Origin of the sequence: Streptomyces sp. S3(2020) (assembly GCF_013044505.1) — a bacterium.
GTDB lineage: Bacteria > Actinomycetota > Actinomycetes > Streptomycetales > Streptomycetaceae > Streptomyces.
The window spans coordinates 1-20099 of the sequence record NZ_JABERD010000176.1; the positions used below are offsets into that span (position 1 = coordinate 1).

Sequence of the window (20099 nt, forward strand, 5' to 3'; positions counted from 1 at the left end):
TGCTATTCTGAAGGTAGATGTATTGACTTGTCATACTTTTTGTTCAAGCAGAGGACGGCATACGGGGTGCTCAGGAGTCTCGGGGGCTCGGAGATGTGTAGAAGAGACAGCCCCCACACCGACCCGCCCCGCCTTCCTGGTCCGGGGGCCGCGCTGCGGTGGCCGCGAGGTCGGTGCGGCTCCCGGGGAGACACAGCCTGTGCGCTCCCTTGACTGGCAGAAACTTCCCGGATATTGGTGGCTCCTCGGAAGTTTCCTTCAGCGGATCACCTCCGGAAGGAGCGCACGTGCCCTCCAGACGTACCGTCCTCGCCGCCACCGCGGGAGTCGCCGCCACCCTCGCCGCCGGCGGGACCGCATACGCGGACGACAAGAAGCTCCGCACTCTCGTCTCCCGTATGACCCTGGAAGAGAAGGTCGGCCAGCTCTTCGTGATGCGGGTCTACGGCCACTCCGCCACCGCCCCCGACCAGGCCGACATCGACGCCAACCTCAAGGAGATCGGGGTCCGTACGGCCGCCGAGCTGATCGAGAGGTACCGCGTCGGCGGCGTCATCTACTTCACCTGGGCGCACAACACCCGGGATCCGCACCAGATCGCCGAGCTGTCCAACGGCATCCAGAAGGCGTCCCTGGCCCTCCCCCGGGGCCTGCCCGTCCTCATCTCCACCGATCAGGAGCACGGCATCGTCTGCCGGGTGGGCGAGCCCGCCACGCTCTTCCCGGGCGCGATGGCGATCGGCGCGGGCCGCTCCCACCAGGACGCCCGTACCCTCGGCCGTATCGCGGGGCAGGAGCTCCGGGCCGTCGGCATCCGCCAGAACTACTCGCCCGTCGCCGACGTCAACGTCAACCCGGCCAACCCGGTCATCGGCGTCCGCTCCTTCGGCGCCGACCCGGACGCGGTGGCCCGGATGGTGGCCGCCGAGGTCGCCGGGTACCAGCGCTCCCGGCAGGTCGCCGCCACCGCCAAGCACTTCCCCGGGCACGGGGACACCGCCGTCGACAGCCACTACGGCTTCCCGGTCATCACCCACACCCGCGCGCAGTGGGAGAAGCTCGACGCTCCCCCGTTCCGCGCCGCTATCGCCGCCGGCATCGACTCGATCATGACCGCACACATCATGGTCCCGGCGCTCGACGACTCCGGCGACCCGGCCACCCTCTCCCGCCCCATCCTGAACGGCATCCTGCGCGAGGAGCTGGGCTACGACGGGGTGATCGTCACCGATTCCCTCGGCATGGAGGGCGTCCGCACGAAGTACGGCGACGACCGCGTGCCCGTTCTCGCGCTGAAGGCGGGGGTGGACCAGCTCCTCAACCCGCCGAACCTGGACGTCGCCTGGAACGCCGTCCTGAAGGCCGTACAGGACGGGGAGCTGACCGAGGCGCGGCTCGACGAGTCGATCCTGCGGGTGCTGCGGCTGAAGGCGAAACTGCGGCTGTTCGAGGCTCCGTACGTCAGCCAGTCCGGTGTCACCCGGACCGTGGGCATCCGCGCGCACCTCGCGGAGGCCGACCGGATCGCCCGGCGGACGACGACCCTGCTGGTCAACAAGGGCGGGCTGCTGCCCCTTTCACCGCGCAGGCTCCTCGTCGTCGGCGCCGACCCGGCCTCCCCGTCCGGTACGACGGGACCGCCGACCGGCGTGCTCGCGGCCGCGTTCACCGAGCTCGGATTCACGGCCACGGCGCTGTCGACCGGTACGGCACCGTCGGCGGCCACCATCGCCAGGGCGGTCGCGGCGGCGCGGGACGTGGACACCGTCGTCGTCGCGACGTACAACGTCTCGACGACGAGCAGCCAGAAGACGCTCGTCGAGCAGCTCGTCGCGACGGGCAGGCCGGTGGTCGTGATCGCGATCCGCAACCCGTTCGACGTGGCCCAGCTGCCGTCCGTACCGGCCGTCGTGGCCTCGTACTCGTGGACCGACGTCGAACTGCGGGCCGCCGCGCGGGTGATCGCGGGGCGGGCGGCGCCGCGCGGGAGGCTGCCGGTGCCGGTGCAGAAGGCGGACGATCCGACCGTGGTGCTGTATCCGATCGGGTACGGCTTGTCGTATCAGACGTAGTGCGCGTACGCCACGCACCCCGCGTACGCCCACCAAATGGCGCAAAGCACCCCACATGTCTGGCGTGTGCCCGCTGCGGCGGGTCACGCTGGGCGGGGGTATCCGGGGGGCTGCGATGCGTGAGAGATGTTGCGTGGGGGTGGTGTGCGCACTGCTGGCACTGCTCGCCGCCCTGCTGACGGGGTGCCAGAACTCGTCGGGCGGCACCACCACCGACGGTGACGGCCGGCTCAGCAACGAGGTCACACCCACCCGGCCCTCGGGGTACGGGGCGGTCTTCCTCGCGGTCGACGAGTGCAGTTCCTTCGGGAAGACCAGCTTCACCGAGGTCCCGTGCACCAGCGAGCGGGCGGCGGCGCGGGTCGTGGCGCGCTTCGACGGCACGGTGGGCGACGGCCCGCTGTGCCCGGGGACCACGGACTTCGTGCTGCACATCAGCGAGCAGAGCCCGTCCTCCGACGAGGACGGCGACGGCGCGGTCCCGCAGGGCTACGCCTGTATGCGCAACCTGGAACCGCCGCACCCCGGTGACCCGGGCGGCGGGGGCGGCCCGCGCACCATCGTCGGCGACTGCGTCTACAGCTCCGGCGACGGCCAGGTCCGTGAGACGGCCTGTGACGGCAAGGGCGGGAAGAAGCCGGAGTACGAGGTCAGCAAGGCGGTCACGGGCCGCGCGAAGTGCCCGGTGTCGACCGCGTTGTACGTGCAGTTGCAGGGCGAGAAGCCGGTGGGCTGCGCCCGGCCGGTGTGACCGGTGGCCGGGCGCAGCCCCTGTGTCACGGCCGCAGCGTGGGTTCGCGCTCCACGTCACGGACGTCCAGCTTCTTGTCGAACTTGGCCAGCGGCTTCGCCTGCGCGACGGCCGAGGCCGAGACGCCGGCCCAGTCGAGGATGCGGGCGGTGGCGAAGGCCTTCTGGTCGGCGGTCAGGCCCGCCACGTTGGCACCGTGGTTCATGCCGGGCGCGGTGAAGACGTACGAGTCCTTCGCCCCCTTGTCGACCCGGAAGCGCTCCGAGCCCCACGGGTCGTTCTGGCCGTAGACGTAGAGCATGTGGCGGGCGTTGTGGCGCACCCAGTTGTCCACGTCACGCATCGCCTGCGGCTGGAACTTGGTCGGGATCTCGCGCGGGACGAAGTTGCGCGGCGGCTGGTAGCCGTAGCGGATGTACTTCTTCTCGATGTGCGGGAAGTGGATGTTCGGCGCACCGAGCTGGGTGGCCGCCTGGTAGAAGTACGGCGTGTACGGGTCCAGGCCCTGGTCCGTGTAGAACGAGAACCCGGAGATCGTGTCGATCGAGGCCCAGATCTGGTCGTCGGTCGCGGTCTTCGCGTTCGGCGGGATCAGCTCGTCCTCGGCGCAGTCGGCGGCCTGGGCGTACTGCCAGAAGCCCCAGACGTAGTCGAGTACGACGGCCTCGTACGCCTTGTCGAGGCTGCCGACGGTGGTGAAGGTGAAGCCCTCGGCGGCGGCGTACTCCGCGTACTTCTTCTCCAGCGGCTCGCGGCGCACGAGCGCCTCGCGCTGTACCGCGTTCAGACGGTCGCGGCACTGCTTGGTGTCGACGTTCGCGAAGAAGCGGTCGTAGGCCGAGTCCTCGTTGTTGACCACGTCGTTGGGGGCGACGTAGGCGACGACGCCGTCCATGTCCTTCGGGTAGAAGCGCTCGTAGTAGGTGGCGGTCATGCCGCCCTTCGAGCCGCCGGTGGTGAGCCAGTTCTTGCTGTAGATCTTCTTCAGCGCCTTGAAGACGCGGTGCTGGTCACTGGCGGCCTGCCAGATGTCCAGCTTGGTCCAGTCGGCCGGGTCGGGCCGGGACGGGGTGAAGAAGCGGTACTCCAGGGAGACCTGGTTACCGTCCACGATCTGGGTCGGCTCGCTGCGGCGGGGCGTCGTGGAGACGTTGTATCCGCTGGTGAAGAAGACCGTCGGACGGGCGACGTCCTTGTGCAGCACGGTGATCCGCTGCTGGAACGTGCCCTTGGACGGGTGCCGGTGGTCGACCGGCTGTGTGAAGTTCAGGACGAAGAAGCGGTACCCGGTGTACGGCTTCTCCTCGATCAGGCTCACGCCCGGTATGGAGAGCAGTCTCTCCTTGATGTCGGTGGTGCCGGTGGCCGGCTCGGCGGCGGTGGCCGCCCCTGCCGTGCTCAACGTGCCTATGAGCACCGTGAGCGCCAGCAGCCATCTGAGCGCCTTGCGCATGCACCCTCCCCTGTGAGACAGATGTGCGAGCGGAAGCTATCGGAGCAACTCGCTTACGCACCAGGGGAGATAGGGAAAACCCTCGGATATTGGCGGGTTCGGAGGGGGATTTGTCGGAGGTCTACAGCTGGATCCAGCCGCCGGTCGAGTACGACCCGCTGCCGACCCGCCCCTTGATCCACACCTTGCGGCCGCCGACGTACGACTCCACCGGCCCGGCGCGCTTGGTGTAGACCCCCTCGTCGACGACGGCCTCGAAACCGCGCGCCTGAAGGCTGACCATCATCGTGCGCGGGGAGCCGACCCGCTTGGGGACGGTGACGGCGCAGAGCGAGGTGCCGTTCCGGTAAACCTTCACCTGGCCCGTGGAGAAGCCGTACGTCCGGATCTTGCGGCCCTCGCAGTGTGCGGCCGCGTGAGCCTGCGCCGGCACCGCGACGGCCAGCAGCCCCGACGCGGTCAGCACGGCCAGACCGACGGCGGCCCGCCGCCGTATCGCACCCATGGCCACTCTCGTCCCTCCCGTACCCGGCGATGAGCGTACTGGTGTACGGACGCATGACGTATGTCGGATGGTTGCACGGCCGTCACGACTTCAGGCCACGCGCCACCGCCGCGCGCTCACGCCACCACGGGCGCGTCCGCCCCCACGAACGTCCGCCACAACTCCGCGTACCGGCCGCCCCGGGCGAGCAGTTCCTCGTGCGTGCCGTCCTCCGCGATCCGGCCGTGGGCCATCAGTACGACACGGTCCGCGCGGGCCGCCGTGGTCAGACGGTGGGCCACCACCAGGGTCGTACGGCGGCCGGCGAGGCGGTCCGTGGCCTGGTTGACCTGGGCCTCCGTGGCCAGGTCCAGGGCGGCGGTGGCCTCGTCGAGGAGAAGGATGTCGGGGTCGACCAGTTCGGCACGGGCCAGGGCGATCAGCTGGCGCTGGCCGGCGGAGAGGTTGCGGCCGCGTTCGGCGACCTCGTGGAGGTAGCCGCCGTCGAGGGTGGCGATCATCTCGTGGGCGCCGACCGCCCGGGCCGCCGCCTCCACCTCGGCGTCGGTGGCGTCCGGACGGCCGTAGGCGATGGCGTCCCGCACGGTGCCCTGGAAGAGGTACGCCTCCTGCGGGACGACACCGAGGCGGTGCCGGTACGACGTGAGGTCCAGCGTCCGCAGATCCGCGCCGTCGACCGTCACCCGGCCTCCCGTCGGGTCGTAGAACCGCGCCACCAGCTTGACGAGGGTCGACTTCCCGGCGCCGGTCTCGCCGACGAAGGCGACGGTCTGGCCGGCCGGGATCCTCAACTCGATGCCGGTGAGGGCCTCTTCGGGCTCGTCGCCGGAGCCGTAGGCGAACCGCACGTCCTCGAACGCGATCTCGCCCCGCAGCGACAGGACGTCGAGCGGCTCGTCCGCCGCCTTCGTGGACGTCGGCTCCTGGAGCAGCTCCTGGATACGGCCGAGCGAGACGGTCGCCTGCTGGTAGCCGTCGAAGACCTGCGAGAGCTGCTGCACCGGCGCGAAGAACAGGTCGATGTAGAGCAGGTACGCCACCAGCGCACCGGTCGTCAGCGTCGCGTCGTCGATCCGCCCGGCGCCCGCGATCAGCACGGCCGCCGCGGCCACCGACGCCAGCAGCTGGACGAAGGGGAAGTAGATGGAGATCAGCCACTGACCCCGGATCCGCGCCTGCCGATAGCTGTCGCTGCGCTCCGAGAACCGCGCCCCGCCGTCCCGCTCGCGCCGGAAGGCCTGCACGATCCGCAGCCCGGACACCGACTCCTGGAGGTCGGCGTTGACCACCGACACCCGCTCACGGGCCAGTTCGTACGCCTTCACACTCGCCCGGCGGAAGAAGTACGTGGCGACGATCAGCGGCGGCAGCGTCGCGAACACGACCAGCGCGAGCTCCACGTCGAGCACCAGCAGGGCGACCATGATGCCGAAGAAGGTGACGACCGAGACGAACGCCGTGACCAGGCCGGTCTGGAGGAAGGTCGAGAGCGCGTCGACGTCGGTGGTCATGCGGGTCATGATCCGGCCGGTCAACTCCCGCTCGTAGTAGTCGAGTCCGAGCCGCTGGAGCTGCGCGAAGATCTTGAGCCGGAGGGAGTAGAGAACCCGCTCCCCCGTCCGTCCCGTCATCCGCGTCTCACCGACCTGCGCGACCCACTGCACGGCCACGGTGAGCAGGCCGAGCAGCGCCGCCACCCACACCGCGCCGAGGGCGAGCTCGCCGACGCCCGAGTCGATGCCGTGCCGGATCAGGACGGGCAGCGTGAGCCCCATCCCGGCGTCCACGGCGACCAGGCCGAGGCTGATGAGCAACGGCAGCCCGAAGCCGCGCAGCAGTCTGCGCAGACCGTACGACTCCTCCGGCGTGACCGCGCGGGCCTCGTCGATGCCGGGGGTGTCCTGGGCCGGGGGCAGCGCCTCGACCTGGGCGAGGAGTTCCGGGGTGGCGGGCATGCCGTCGAGGGCGGTGTCCCGGGAGCCGCGTTCCCCCGCCCACAGCCGGGGCGTGATGCCGCGCTCGGCGTCGAACTCGGCGTCCAGTTCGTCCCGTACGGAGGTGTCCTCGCAGGGCGCGGCGGGCTGGACGTGACCGGGCGAGACACCGCCGAGCTCGTCGGGGTCGGTGAGCAGGCGCCGATAGAGGGCGGACCGTTTCTGGAGCTCCTCGTGGGTGCCGAGGTCCGCGAGGCGGCCGTCTTCGAGGACGGCGATGCGGTCGGCGAGGTTCAGGGTGGAGCGGCGGTGGGCGATGAGGAGGGTGGTGCGGCCCTCCATGACCTGTTTCAGCGCCTCGTGGATCTCGTGCTCGACCCGGGCGTCCACGGCGGAGGTGGCGTCGTCCAGGACGAGGAGCCTCGGGTCGGTGAGGATCGCCCGCGCGAGGGCGACGCGCTGGCGCTGTCCGCCGGAGAGGGTGAGGCCGTGCTCGCCGACCTTGGTGTCGTAGCCCTCGGGGAGCTCGGCGATGAAACGGTCCGCCTGGGCGGCGCGGGCGGCCGCCTCGATCTCTTCCCCGCTCGCCCCGGGACGGCCGTACGCGATGTTGTCGCGGACCGTCTCCGAGAAGAGGAACGAGTCCTCGGGGACCAGCCCGATCGCGGCCCGCAGCGAGTCCAGGGTCAGCTCGCGGACGTCGTGGCCGCCGACGAGGACGGCGCCGTGGGTGACGTCGTAGAAGCGCGGCAGGAGGAGGGAGACGGTCGACTTGCCGGAGCCGGAGGAGCCGACGACGGCGAGGGTCTCGCCGGGCCGGATCTCGAAGCTGAGGCCGCTGAGAACCGGGCGGCCGTCCTCGTAGCCGAAGGACACGTCGTCGAACTCGACGGTCGCGGGCGCGTCGGCGGGCAGCTCCTTCTTCCCGTCCCGCATCGACGGCTCGGTGTCGATCAGCTCCAGCACCCGCTCGGTGCCCGCGCGGGCCTGCTGGGCGACGGTGAGGACCATGGCGAGCATGCGGACCGGGCCGACCAGCTGGGCCAGGTAGGTGGAGAAGGCGACGAAGGTGCCGAGGGTGATGTGTCCGCGCACGGCCAGCCAGCCGCCGAGGGCGAGCATCGCGACCTGGCCGAGGGCGGGCACGGCCTGGAGGGCCGGGGTGTAGCGGGAGTTGAAGCGGATGGTGCGCAGCCGCCCCGCGAAGAGCCGGCGGCTGACCTCCCGGAGCTTTCCGGTCTCCTGCTCCTCCTGCCCGAAGCCCTTGACCACCCGCACCCCGCCCACGGCACCGTCGACCACGCCCGCGACGGCGGCGGCCTGGGCCTGGGCGTACCAGGTGGCGGGGTGCAGCTTGCTGCGGGAGCGCCTCGCGATCCAGGCGAGCGCGGGGGCCACGGCGAGGGCGACCAGGGTGAGCGGCAGGGACAGCCAGGCCATGACGACCAGGGAGACCAGGAAGAGGGCGAAGTTCCCGATGGTCATCGGGAGCATGAAGAGCAGGCTCTGGATCAGCTGGAGGTCGCTGGTGGCACGGCCGACGACCTGCCCGGTGGACAGCTCGTCCTGGCGGCGGCCGTCGAGGCGGGTGATCGTGCCGTACATCTCGGTCCGCAGGTCGTGCTGGACGTCGAGGGCGAGACGGCCGCCGTAGTAGCGGCGGACGTAGGTGAGGGCGTAGACGACGACGGCGGAGCCGATGAGGATGCCCGCCCAGGGGGCCATGTCCCGGCTGTGGTCGCCGATGACGTCGTCGATGATCACCTTGGTGATCAGCGGGACCAGCGCCATGACGGCCATGCCGACGAGCGAGGAGCCGAGGGCGAGGACGACGTCCTTCGGATACCGCCAGGCGTACCCGGCCAGTCGTCGTGCCCAGCCCCGTTGCTCGCTCACGCGGGTGCCCTCCGTAGGTCCCTCGGCGGTCCTGATCTTCCGGAAGGCACCAACGCGAAATGAACCGGATTTCATCCCTCCGCAACAAACGGCTGAGTACGGCTCTGAGTACGAGAGCGCTGCCGGACGCCCCTCCCGGGCCGCTTTGATCAACGGCATGAAGTCGAAGATCGTGGTCCCCGCCCTGTCCGTCGCCCTCGTGGCGCTGTTCGGGCTGGTGGCCAAGGGGTGCGAGACGATGCAGGGCGGGCCCGTCCGCAGCACCGACGAGTTCCGCGAGCACGTCCGGGCCACGACCCGGGCCGGCGAGGACGTCTTCCACGCCCTGTCCCCCGCGCCGTCCGGCCTGCCGTGGGCCTCCCAGGAGGGCAGCCCGTCCTGTGTGGACGACTTCGGCTTCGACGGGACGGGCGTCACCCGGGACGAGCCCTCGTTCACCTGGGACCTGGACTTCGCGAGCGACACGGACTTCCGGGAGGCGGTGGCATCCCTCCGGTCCGTCTGGCGCGAGGACGGCCGTACGGTCGAGGAGATCGAGAACGGCATCGCGACGACCGTCGACGACGGCATCCGGGTCACGCTCCACCTGGGGTACTACGACGGCGAACCGGAGCTCCGCGCGGAGGGCTCGTGCATGCGCTACCGGGACGAGTACGGCGACGAGTACGACTACATGTTCGACGACAACGGCGACGGAACGGTCGACGAACACGAACGGCCGACCTGAGCTCCGTCCACCACGACGACCGCGTCCGCCCACACGTCCACGCCGAGCCTGTCGTGGATCCGCCCCAGGACGTCCCGCTCGCGGTCGGCGAAGGTGGGGCGCGGGCTGCGCGGATCCTGTACGCCGATCCGTTGCGCACCTTGCGGTCCTGCGCCGCGTGCGGGCACATCGACACAGGGGAGCCGGGGATTCGCGGGGCCCCACCGACCGGCCCCTGCCCCACCGCCGGAGCGCACGCGCCGGGGTGAGGCCGGACGCAGACGCGGCAACACCGCCAGGAACGCCCGCCGTGCGGGCCCAGCGCCTTGACGCCGGGTGGTCGGCGTCCCCCGCAGATGGACACGGCCCCGCGCCCCTGAGGCCTGTCGTCACCTTCCCGTCGTTCGCCCGGAGGGCGGGCCGCGCGGCGTCCGGTGCGTGCTCTCGCCCATCGCGCGGCTGGGAGCACCCCCTCTGGGAAAGGGAATGTGCCGACAGGACCTAGGGGGTGGTGCGCACCCGCAGGTAGAAGAAGCGTGTCGTCTGGACCGTGTTCTGGTTGTCGTCGCTCACCAGCAGGATCTTCCAGGACCCCTTGCTGCGGCCTGTCACCACCATGCCCTCGATGTTGTCGAGGAGCGGGTTGGGCTGGGGCTGCTTGGCGGTGGCGCCCAGGGTCGGGCAGTCGGCGATGTCGGCGAGCAGGGTCTTCTTGATCAGGTGTACGCCGGACTGGCCCGTGAGGTTGTCGATGCCGCTCGTGTCCGTGGCGTGCCGGGGGTCCGCCAGGTAGAGGCGGACCGTGTTGCCTACGCCGGAGGTGAAGCCGCGTTCCAGGACGAGGAGGCGGCCGTCGGGGAGGGCCTGGACCTCGGGGACGCCGAGGCCGGTGTCGGCGCGGTAGGCGTACTGCCGGGCGGGTTCGAAGCTCTCGCCGTGCCGCTGCCAGGTCTGGAAGCGGACGGTGCCTGCCGTGTCGCCCGAGAGCGCGTACTCCATGGACGCCAGCAGCCCGCCGCGGAACCACGTCAGCCCCTCGAAGGTGCCGTTGGAGACGGCCCGCCCGGCGGGGGCCACCCGCAGCGCGGCCGGCACCGGGAGGCGGTCGAGTACCGCGCCGTCGCGGGAGTAGCGGCGGATGGACGGCTCGGTCTCCGAGGTCACCAGTCGCGTGCCGTCGCGGTCAATCACCAGGCCCTCGGAGTCGAGCGCCGCCCCGCTCTCGTCGGCGAGCGGCACGACGGACCGCGGTGCGAGCGTCCTCGCGTCGAGGCCGAACAGCGCCGACCGGTCGGAGAGCGCGGCGAGCGAACCGTCCCGGTCCACCGCGAGCGCGGAGAGGTTGCCGACGAAGGTGCCCTGGTACGTCGTCTTGTCGAGCGCGTCGGAGAAGCGGTCGAGGGAGACGGACGGCGAACAGGCGTGGTCCGCAAGGGCGTTGCCGGGCCGGGCGGCGGCGGGCCCGGCGGCGGACAGACAGGTGGCCGCCGCCAGGCCGGCGGTGAAGGTCGCGAGTACGGTTCTGATGCGCATGCGCGTCACCGTAGGACCGCTCGGTGACGGGCGGGAGTCCGGAAGGCGTCAGGACGCGGCGAGGTCCTTGTGAATGACCTTCGCGACACCCTGGATGGTCGTGATGCCGTAGTTCATGGTGCTGTTGCCGTGCGTGAGCACCGTCATCACGTAGTCGTGGCCGCCGCCCTTGAAGGTGCCGACGCTGTGCACCCGCCAGCCGTGCGTGGAGCGCTGCAACCAGCCGTTCTTGACGTGCACGAGGACGTCGGAGGGAGCGCCGTAGGGGGTGCCCCAGCGCTGGGAGGAGATCACGTCGCCCATCAGCTTGCGGACGTACCAGCGCGAGTCGTCGGTGAGGACCGTGTTCCTGGCCGTGAGCAGGTTCATCAGCTTCTGCTCGTCGGTGACGGTGATCTGGGTCAGACCCCAGTAGCCGTTGGCGCCGGGCTTGGTCTGGGTCATGCCCGCCTTGCCGAGGAAACCTTTCACCTTGGTCACGCCGAGCTGCTTCCACAGGGTGGACGTGGCGGTGTTGTCCGACTTGGTGATCATCGCCGTGGCGAGGGACTTCTCCCGGCTGGTGAGGGCCCGGCCGGTCTTCTGCGCGTCCCACAGCAGGGTGGCCAGGACGGTGACCTTGACGACGCTCGCGGAGTCGTAGGCCGTCGAGGAGCGGAGCGTGCAGGTGGTCTTCGTACTGCGGTCGTACAGGCCCACCGCGATCGTGCCCTTGCGGTTGGCGAGCGCCGCGGTGATGTCCTTCTTCAGCTTGTCGGCGAGGCCGGCCTTGGCGGACGTACAGCCGACGGTTGGCGTGGCCGCCGCGGCGGCGGGCGTGGCGGCGGCGACGCAGGCGAGGAGTGCGCCTCCCGCCACCCATCTCGCGCGTCTGGATATCCCCTGTGTCATGCCCTGTTGACTCACGGGTTCGAGGGAATGGTTGTACGGGTTGGGGAATGGATGTACGAGTCGTTACTTCCTCCTTGGTGAATTCACAGGCGGCCGCAAGGTCCGGCACAGCCCGCACCCACCCCCGCTCCGCACGATGCCGGGGTGACATCTGCCACCGATCCACACCCCCACACCGAGACCACGGCCGTATCTCCCGAGTGGCCACCGCCGGCACCACCCGCGGCGACCCCGGACAAGGCACCCCGCTGGTCGCTCCCCGCACTGATCGCGATCCTGGTCCTGGCGGCGGGCCTGTACTCCTGGAACCTGTCCGGATCGAGCCTCAACAGCTTCTACAGCGCGGCCGTGCTGAGCGGTACGCAGAGCTGGAAGGCGTGGTTCTTCGGATCCCTGGACGCGGGCAACTTCCTCACCGTCGACAAGCCGCCGTTCGCGCTGATGGTCATGGGACTGTCCTGTCGCGTCCTCGGCTTCGGCACCTGGCAGATGATGCTGCCGATGGTCCTGACCGCCCTCGGGACGATCTGGATCGTGCACGCGTCCGTGAAGCGCGTGTGGGGCCATGTCGCGGCGACGGTCGCCGCGCTGGTGCTCGCCCTCACCCCGATCACGGTCGCCATCAACCGGGACAACAACCCCGACACGCTGCTGGTGTTCCTGATGGCGGCGGGCGCGGCCCTCGCGCTGCGCGCCACCCGTGACGGCAGGCTGTGGCCGCTGCTCGGCTCGGCGGCCTGCTTCGGCCTCGCCTTCAACACCAAGATGCTCCAGGGCTGGATCCCGCTGCCGATCGTCTTCGCGGTCTATCTGTACGCCGCCAGGCCGAAGCTGGTGAAGCGGATCGTCAACCTGCTGCTCGCGGGTGTCGTGCTGGCCGTCAGCAGTTTCTGGTGGGCGGCGGCCGTCTCACTGGTGCCGGCCGACTCAAGGCCCTACATCGGCGGCTCCACCGACGGCAGCGCCTGGAACCTGATCATGGGCTACAACGGCCTGGGCCGGATCTTCGGCGGCGAGGGCAACGGCGGAGGCGGCGGGGGCGGAGGCGGCGGCTTCTCCGGTACGTCGGGACTCGGACGCCTCTTCAACGACATCCTCGGCGGCCAGATCTCCTGGCTGATCCCCTTCGCGGCGATCGCCCTGATCGGCGGCCTGGTCCTGTGCGGCCGCGCCCCGCGCACCGACATGACCCGTGCCGCGCTGGTGATGTGGGGCGGCTGGACCGGCCTGCACTACCTGACCTTCGCCATGGCCGAGGGCACCATGCACCCGTACTACACGACCGCGCTCGCCCCGGGCATCGCGGCGCTGTGCGGAGGCGGCGGTGTGATGCTGCTGCGCGCCTTCCGCGCCGACAGGCGGTGGGCGTGGGTGCTGCCGCTCGGCCTCGCGGTCACGGCGGTCTGGGCGGCCGTGCTGCTGCGCCGCGCCTCCGGCTGGAACACCTGGCTGTGGCCGGCGATCCTCGTCGTCATGGCGCTGGCGATCGTGGGCCTGCTGGTCTTCCGGTCCGGCGGCGACGGCAACAGGGCACGTCTGCTGGCGGCTTCCCTCGCCGCGGCGGTCGTCGCCTCGGTGGCCGGTCCGGCCGCGTACGCCTGGTCGGTGCCGTCCGGTTCGGGCGGCGGCATGGGCGGTACGAACCCGACGGCCGGGCCCTCCACGGGCAGCGGCGGCTTCGGCGGGGGCGGTGGCGGCGGCCGGGGCGGGATGCCCGGCGGTGGCACGGGCGGCGGCCCTGGCGGCACCCAGCAAGGCGGCCAACAGGGTGGTCAGCAAGGCGGCCAGCAGGGTGGCCAGAACGGCGAGGCGCCCGGCGGCGGTCAGATGATGCCGGGCGGCGGGAACGGCGAGCTGCCGAGCGGCGGCCAGGCAGGCGGCGGCACGCCCCCCAACGGCACCGCCGAGGACGGCACTTCGGGCGGCGCCCAGAACCAGGGCGGCCCGAGCGGCACCACCGGCGGCGCCCCCGGCGGTGGCGGCATGGGTGGTGGCGGCGGTATGGGCGGTGGCACGAGCAGCGAGCTCATCGCGTACCTGAAGAAGCACCAGGACGGCGCGACCTGGCTGCTGGCGGTGTCCAGTTCGCAGAGTGCCGCGCAGCTCATCATGAGCAGCGGCGAGCCGGTCATCTCGATGTGGGGCTGGTCCGGCTCCGACCAGGCGATGACCGTGGCCAAGCTGAAGGAGCTGGTCAAGGCGGGCAAGCTGCACTACATCCAGCTCGGCAGCGGCGGCATGGGCGGTGGCCCCGGCGGGGGTTCCAGCCTCAGCACCTCGGTCACCGAGTGGGTGCAGAAGAACGGCACCGCGGTGAAGGAGAGCGAATACAGCTCGAATTCGACGTCGGGCACGGCTGATTCGTCCAGTACTTCGGATTCGTCGGAGTCGTCGAACTCATCGAACACGTCGACGGTCTACCGCCTGGACGCGTCTGACGTGAGCTGACGCTCCCAGGCCCCGACGACCCCCGGCCGAAAGGCCGGGGGTCGTTTTGGTATGTCAACTCGCGTAGATGAGGGGCGATATGCCGTTTCCGGTCACGTGATCGACATCTACAAGCCATTTACAGGGGCTCATGTCCATGTCACGCTCCCGATTGCCCGCTCCATTCAACACGCGTAGAACGGACACCCCCGATGCCCGTGCGACCCATACGCATGCGCCGCTGGAAGTCCCTGACGCTCGGCGTCTCGGCGCTTCTCGTCGGCCTCACCGCTCCCACGCTGACCGCGACCCCGGCGGCGGCCACCACCACGGCGTACGACGCGACGTACTACAAGAACGCGGTCGGCAAGACCGGCACGAGCCTGAAGTCCTCGCTGCACACCATCATCAGCAGCCAGACGAAGATCTCGTACTCCGCGGTCTGGAACGCCCTCAAGGTCACCGACCAGGACCCGAACAACAGCAGCAACGTGCTGCTGCTGTACAGCGGTGTCTCGCGCAGCAAGTCCCTCAACGGCGGCGACGTCGGCGACTGGAACCGCGAGCACACCTGGGCCAAGTCCCACGGCGACTTCGGCGAGGCGATCGGCCCCGGCACCGACCTGCACCACCTGCGCGCCTGCGACGTGGTGGTCAACAGCACCCGCGGCAACCTGGACTTCGACAACGGCGGCAGCACGGTCACCAACGGCGGCGGCAGCCTCGTCGACTCCAACTCCTTCGAGCCGCGCGACGCGGACAAGGGCGACGTGGCCCGCATGATCCTCTACATGACCGTGCGCTACGAGGGCGACGACGGCTGGGCCGACCTGGAGCCCAACGACTCGGTCGGCAACGGCAGCAACCCGTACATGGGCCGTCTCTCGGTCCTGAAGGCCTGGAACGACGAGGACCCGCCGAGCGCCTTCGAGGAGCGCCGCAACGACCTCATCTACACCAACTACCAGGGCAACAGGAACCCGTTCATCGACCACCCGGAGTGGATCGAGGCGATCTGGTAGAGGCGGGACCGCCGGTCCGTACCGCCGGGGCCCCACACCCGCGGTACGGGCCGGCTCCCCGCACGCGTCAGCTGTCCAGGTGCGTCGCCGCGAACATCCGCAGCACCGCCGGGAGGACGACCACCGAGGGCCCCGGCTCCGCCAGCGCCTTCGCCAGGTCCGCCTCCAGCGTCTGGGGCGTGGTCCGCACCCCGGGCACCCCGAACGACTCGGCCAGCGCCACATAGTCCGGCCGCGTCAGCTCGGTCGCCGTCGCCTCGCCGAACGCGTCCGTCATGTACTCGCGCAGGATGCCGTAGCCGCCGTCGTCGACGATGAGCCAGGTGACGTTCAGGTCGTACTGGCGGGCCGTGGCCAACTCCGCGACGGAGTACAGGGCGCCGCCGTCGCCGGACACCGCGAGGACCGGCCGTGTCGGATCCGCCACCGCCCCGCCCAGCGCCGCCGGGAAGCCGTAGCCGAGTCCGCCCGCGCCCTGGGCGGAGTGCATGTGGTTGGGGCCCTGGGCGTCGAAGGCCGACCAGGCCCAGTACGCCAGGATCGTCATGTCCCAGAAGGACGGGGAGTCGGCGGGCAGCGCCCCGCGGACGGCGGCCAGCACGTCCTGTTCCAGGGTGAGTTCCTGGGCGGCGATACGGTCCGAGACACGGGCCAGCACCTCGCGCACCCGCTCCGGAGCGGCCTCGTCGGAACGCTCCGCCACCGTCTCCAGCAGCGCCTGCAACGCCAGTCGCGCATCCGCGTGGATGCCCAGCGCCGGGTGGTTGGACTCCAGTTTGCCGAGGTCCGCCTCGATCTGGACGACCCGGCCGCGCGGCTTGAACGTGTGGTAGTTGGAGGACAGTTCACCGAGGCCCGAGCCGACCACCAGGAGGACGTCCGCGTCCTCCAGGAAGTCCGTGACGTACCGGTCCTCGATCCAGGACTGGAGCGACAGGGGGTGGGTCCAGGGGAAGGCGCCCTTGCCGCCGGGCGTGGTGACCACGGGGGCCCGCAACACCTCGGCCAGCTGCCTCAGCTTGCCGGACGCGTCCGCCCGTACGACTCCGCCGCCCGCGATGATCGCCGGACGGGCGGCGTTCGACAGCAGGTCGGCCGCCACCGCGGTCAGTTCGACGCGCGGCGGCAGCTCCTCGGGGAAGGCGTCGCCGCCCGTCACCACCGGGATCGACGTCTGCGCGAGCAGCACGTCCTGCGGGATCTCCACCCACACCGGTCCGTGCGGGGCGGTCAGCGCCGACTTCCAGGCCGCCTCGATCGCGGAGGGGATCTGGGACTGGGTGCGGACGGTGTGGACGGACTTGACCACGCCCCGGAACGAGGCGGACTGGTCCGGGAGTTCGTGCAGATAGCCGTGGCGCCCGCCGCCGAGCCCCGCCGTCGGGATCTGGCTGCTGATCGCCAGCACCGGGGCGGAGGCCGCCGCCGCCTCCTGGAGCGCGGCCAGCGAGGTCAGCGCGCCCGGCCCCGTCGACAGCAGCAGCGGGGCCGCCTCACCGGTGATCCGGCCGTACGCGTCCGCCGCGAAGCCCGCGTTGTTCTCCACCCGCAGCCCGATGTACCGCAACGACGACCGCCGCAGCGCGTCGAACATGCCCAGCGCGTGCTGGCCCGGCAGTCCGAAGACCGTCGTCGTGCCGAGCGCCGCGAGCGTCTCCACGACCAGGTCTCCGCCGTTGCGGCCGGGGGGAGGGTTGAGAGCGGCGGACGTCTGCGCCTCCGTCGGGCGCAGCACCAGGTCGTGGTCGTGGGTCACTTGGCTTCCGAGTCCTTCCGGGCCGCCGCGATCTGCCGGGACATGATCGTGGTCAGTTCGTACGCCGTGTGGGACGCGGCCACCGACGTGATCTCCGCGTGATCGTACGCGGGGGCCACCTCGACGACGTCCGCCGAGACCAGGTTGCAGGACGCGAGTCCGCGCAGGATCTCCAGGAGCTCGCGGGAGGTCATGCCGCCGGCCTCGGGTGTGCCGGTGCCGGGCGCGTGGGCGGGGTCGAGGCAGTCGATGTCGATGGAGATGTAGAGCGGGCGGTCGCCGATGCGCTGACGCAGCTGGTCGGCCACCTCGTCCACGCCGCGCCTCATGACGTCCGCCGACGTCACGATGCCGAAGCCGAGCTTGGCGTCGTCGTCGAGGTCCTGCTTGCCGTACAGCGGACCGCGCGTACCGACGTGGGAGAGCGCCTCGGTGTCGAGGATGCCCTCCTCCACCGCCCGGCGGAACGGCGTCCCGTGCGTGTACTCGGCGCCGAAGTAGGTGTCCCAGGTGTCGAGGTGCGCGTCGAAGTGCAGCAGCGCCACCGGACCGTGCTTCTTGGCGACCGAGCGCAGCAGCGGCAGCGCGATGGTGTGGTCGCCGCCCAGGGTCATGAGCCGCGCGCCGGTGCCGAGGAGGTCGTCGGCGGCGGCCTCGATCGTCTCGACGGCCTCGTGGATGTTGAACGGGTTCACCGCGATGTCGCCGCCGTCCGCGACCTGCGCCAGCGCGAAGGGGGACGCGTCCTGCGCCGGGTTGTAGGGACGCAGCAGCCGGGACGCCTCGCGGATCGCGTTGCCGCCGAAGCGGGCGCCCGGCCGGTACGAGACGCCCGAGTCGAACGGCACGCCCACGACGGCGACATCGGCGCGGCCGACCTCGTCGAGGCGGGGCAGCCGGGCGAAGGTCGCGGGTCCGGCGTACCGCGGGACGCGGGAGGAGTCGACGGGGCCGCGGGGCGTCTCGGTGGAGCTCATGGTCGTATGCCTTCCTTGTGTCTTTACGTTCGGTCTACCGGGATACCGGGACCGGCTCGGGAACCTCGCGCCCGGCGAGTCGTTCCCGCCACGCTTCGAGTACCGCGGTGTCGGTGGCCGGGGTCGCCAGGGATACGGCGACGTAGACCACCAGGGAGGACAGCAGGCCGTAGTAGACGGGCTCGTTGGCGAGGATGCCGTAGCCCGCCATCAGGCCGATGACGGCGAGGCCGCCGACGATCACGGAGGCGAGGGCGCCCTGGGCGGTGCCCCGCTTCCAGAGCAGACCGCCCAGGATCGGGACGAGGAGACCGCCGACGAGGAGGTTGTAGGCCACCGTCAGCGCCTCGACGACGTTGTTCAGCGCGATGGCCGTGCCGATGACGGCGAGGCCCATGACGAGGATGAAGGCGCGGTTGCCGCGGACCTCGTCGTGGTCGTCCCCGTCGGAGCGCACGGCCCCCCGCAGCCGGGACCAGATGTCGTTGTTGGCCACGGTCGCGCAGGCGATCAGCGCGCCGGAGGACGTCGACATGACGGCCGCGAGCGCGGCGGCGAGCACCAGCCCCCGCACACCGACCGGCAGTTCGTCCTTGACGATGGTCGCGAAGGCGTCGTCCGCGCTGGCCAGGTTCGGGTAGAGCACCTTGGCCGCGGTACCGATGACGGCACCGGCGAGGGCGTACACGAGACAGTAGGTGCCCGCGACCGTGCCGCCCCACTTGGCGGTCTTGTCGCTGCGGGCGGTGAAGACGCGCTGCCAGATGTCCTGCCCGATGAGCATGCCGAAGGTGTAGATCAGCACGTAGGTGAAGATCGTCTCGCCGCCGATGCCCAGCGGGTCGAAGTACTCGGTGGGGAGCTTCGCCTTCATCTCGCTGAAGCCGCCGGCCTTGACGACGGCGATGGGCAGCAGCAGGAGCAGCACGCCGATGGTCTTCACCACGAACTGGACCATGTCGGTGAGGGTGATCGACCACATGCCGCCGAGCGTCGAGTAGGCGACGACGATCGAGCCGCCGAGGACGATCGCGACGGTCCGGTTCATGTCGAAGAGGACGTCGAAGATCGTCGCGTACGCGATGGTCGAGGTGACCGCGAGCATGAGCGTGTACGCCCACATGACCAGGCCGGAGATGACGCCGGCCCGGCCGCCGTAGCGCAGGTCGAGCATCTCGGAGACGGTGTAGACCTTGAGGCGGGCGATGCGCGCGGAGAAGAAGACGCTGAGCGCGAGGAGGCCGAGGCCGATGGTGAACACCATCCAGGCGCCGGACAGCCCGTACTTGTAGCCGAGGCCCACGCCACCGATGGTGGAGGCGCCGCCGAGGACGATGGCGGCCATGGTCCCGGAGTACATGGCGGGCCCGAGCCGGCGCCCGGCGACGAGGAACTCGCTCTTGGACTTGGCGCGGCGCATGCCCCACCAGCCCATGGCCAGCATGCCGGCCAGATAGATGACGATCACTGTGTAGTCGACGGCCACTGGGCCCTCCTTCGCGCGTTCTCGCCGGCGGGTGTCGAGCATTGACACTAGGTGGCCGGAAAGCGGCCGCGAAGTGTAGGTTTCATCCATTCGAGACGTGCTGGATGGAGGGAATGCACACCATGCCGGATCCCTCTGTCCCGCCCACTCCCCCCGTGCACCTCGCGGCTCTCCTGGCCCGTGAGGACCTCGCCCTGCGGCAGATCGCGGGGCCCTGCGATCCGGCCACGGTGATCCACTGGGCGCACACCTCGGAGATGGCGGACCCGTATCCGTACCTGCTGGGCGGCGAGCTGCTGCTGACGGCCGGTGTCCATGTCCCGGAGGCGGCGGGCTCGGGGGCCTACTTCGACGACTACGTCTCCCGGATCGTGGCGGCGGGCGGCGCGGCCCTCGGCTTCGGTGTGGCCCCGGTGCACGACACGGTGCCGAGGGCGCTGGTGGCGGCGTGCGACGCGTACGAGCTGCCGCTCATCGAGGTCCCGCCCCAGACCACCTTCTCGGGCGTGGCCCGCGCGGTCTGGCAGCTCATGGCGCAGGCCCGCCTCGCCGAGCTCCGCCGCGTGACGGAGGCCCAGCAGAGCCTGGCCGCCGCCGCGTCCCGCCCGGACCCGGTGCCCTCGGTCCTGCGGCAGCTGGCCCAGCGGGTGAGCGGGTGGGCGGTCCTGTACGGCCCGGAGGGACCCGAGC

14 protein-coding genes are annotated in these 20099 nt (G+C 70.8%); 6 read left to right on the forward strand and 8 right to left on the reverse strand.

Annotation, left to right across the window (positions count from 1 at the left end):
• Positions 1-287 precede the first annotated feature (287 nt).
• Positions 288-2072: a glycoside hydrolase family 3 protein gene (locus HLK59_RS37055; protein WP_171146015.1), complete on the forward strand. Its 1785-nt coding sequence runs from the start codon at positions 288-290 to the stop codon at positions 2070-2072.
• Positions 2073-2187: 115 nt separating this feature from the next.
• Positions 2188-2823, forward strand: coding sequence for a hypothetical protein (locus tag HLK59_RS37060; RefSeq protein WP_171146016.1), 636 nt, complete (start codon positions 2188-2190; stop codon positions 2821-2823).
• Between the two features lie 25 nt (positions 2824-2848).
• Here the strand turns inward: HLK59_RS37060 and HLK59_RS37065 are convergent, their stop codons facing one another.
• From HLK59_RS37065 to HLK59_RS37075, 3 genes are all read right to left on the reverse strand, one after another.
• Positions 2849-4276 carry a S28 family serine protease gene (locus HLK59_RS37065; protein ID WP_171146017.1) on the reverse strand — a complete coding sequence of 476 codons (1428 nt, stop codon included), beginning with the start codon at positions 4274-4276 and terminating at the stop codon, positions 2849-2851.
• Between the two features lie 121 nt (positions 4277-4397).
• Positions 4398-4787 carry a hypothetical protein gene (locus HLK59_RS37070; protein WP_171146018.1) on the reverse strand — a complete coding sequence of 130 codons (390 nt, stop codon included), beginning with the start codon at positions 4785-4787 and terminating at the stop codon, positions 4398-4400.
• Between the two features lie 110 nt (positions 4788-4897).
• Positions 4898-8611, reverse strand: coding sequence for an ABC transporter ATP-binding protein (locus tag HLK59_RS37075; protein ID WP_171146019.1), 3714 nt, complete (start codon positions 8609-8611; stop codon positions 4898-4900).
• A gap of 157 nt (positions 8612-8768) precedes the next feature.
• On the opposite strand from HLK59_RS37075, the gene HLK59_RS37080 reads away from it, so the two are divergent.
• Complete coding sequence (locus tag HLK59_RS37080; RefSeq protein WP_171146020.1) at positions 8769-9338, forward strand: hypothetical protein; 570 nt, start codon at positions 8769-8771, stop codon at positions 9336-9338.
• Between the two features lie 480 nt (positions 9339-9818).
• Here the strand turns inward: HLK59_RS37080 and HLK59_RS37085 are convergent, their stop codons facing one another.
• Entirely contained in the window at positions 9819-10850 is a 1032-nt protein-coding gene (locus HLK59_RS37085; protein ID WP_171146021.1) for an esterase-like activity of phytase family protein, read from the reverse strand.
• A 48-nt stretch (positions 10851-10898) separates the two neighbouring features.
• On the reverse strand, positions 10899-11741 hold the full coding sequence (locus HLK59_RS37090) for a serine hydrolase (protein WP_171146022.1): 843 nt from the start codon (positions 11739-11741) through the stop codon (positions 10899-10901).
• A 144-nt stretch (positions 11742-11885) separates the two neighbouring features.
• Here HLK59_RS37090 and HLK59_RS37095 point away from each other — a divergent pair, with 144 nt between their 5' ends.
• Both HLK59_RS37095 and HLK59_RS37100 read left to right on the forward strand, forming a co-directional pair.
• Positions 11886-14189, forward strand: coding sequence for a glycosyltransferase family 39 protein (locus tag HLK59_RS37095; RefSeq protein ID WP_171146023.1), 2304 nt, complete (start codon positions 11886-11888; stop codon positions 14187-14189).
• Positions 14190-14380: 191 nt separating this feature from the next.
• Entirely contained in the window at positions 14381-15190 is an 810-nt protein-coding gene (locus HLK59_RS37100; RefSeq protein WP_171146024.1) for an endonuclease, read from the forward strand.
• A gap of 67 nt (positions 15191-15257) precedes the next feature.
• On the opposite strand, the gene HLK59_RS37105 is transcribed toward HLK59_RS37100, so the two are convergent.
• The 3 genes from HLK59_RS37105 to HLK59_RS37115 are packed head-to-tail and all read right to left on the reverse strand — an operon-like array spanning position 15258 to position 19409.
• Positions 15258-16946 (reverse strand): thiamine pyrophosphate-binding protein, encoded by a 1689-nt coding sequence (locus tag HLK59_RS37105; RefSeq protein ID WP_171146025.1) that lies wholly within the window; start codon positions 16944-16946, stop codon positions 15258-15260.
• Positions 16943-17923, reverse strand: a complete 981-nt coding sequence (gene speB, locus HLK59_RS37110) for an agmatinase (protein ID WP_171146026.1) — start codon at positions 17921-17923, stop codon at positions 16943-16945. The genes HLK59_RS37105 and speB overlap by 4 nt, the downstream gene beginning before the upstream one ends.
• Positions 17924-17957: 34 nt before the next feature.
• On the reverse strand, positions 17958-19409 hold the full coding sequence (locus HLK59_RS37115) for a sodium:solute symporter (protein ID WP_171146027.1): 1452 nt from the start codon (positions 19407-19409) through the stop codon (positions 17958-17960).
• 122 nt (positions 19410-19531) lie between these two features.
• Between HLK59_RS37115 and HLK59_RS37120 the strand changes: the two genes are divergently transcribed.
• Positions 19532-20099 (forward strand): PucR family transcriptional regulator ligand-binding domain-containing protein (locus tag HLK59_RS37120; protein WP_171146028.1); only part of this gene is annotated, 568 nt, incomplete at its 3' end.

Bases quoted from the DNA above. Each gene is read 5' to 3' on its own strand.
- HLK59_RS37060 (WP_171146016.1), top strand. From the start codon at position 2,188: ATGCGTGAGAGATGTTGCGTGGGGGTGGTGTGCGCACTGCTGGCACTG.
- HLK59_RS37065 (WP_171146017.1), bottom strand. From the start codon at position 4,276: ATGCGCAAGGCGCTCAGATGGCTGCTGGCGCTCACGGTGCTCATAGGC.
- HLK59_RS37080 (WP_171146020.1), top strand. From the start codon at position 8,769: ATGAAGTCGAAGATCGTGGTCCCCGCCCTGTCCGTCGCCCTCGTGGCG.
- HLK59_RS37085 (WP_171146021.1), bottom strand. From the start codon at position 10,850: ATGCGCATCAGAACCGTACTCGCGACCTTCACCGCCGGCCTGGCGGCG.
- HLK59_RS37090 (WP_171146022.1), bottom strand. From the start codon at position 11,741: ATGACACAGGGGATATCCAGACGCGCGAGATGGGTGGCGGGAGGCGCA.
- HLK59_RS37100 (WP_171146024.1), top strand. From the start codon at position 14,381: ATGCCCGTGCGACCCATACGCATGCGCCGCTGGAAGTCCCTGACGCTC.
- speB (WP_171146026.1), bottom strand. From the start codon at position 17,923: ATGAGCTCCACCGAGACGCCCCGCGGCCCCGTCGACTCCTCCCGCGTC.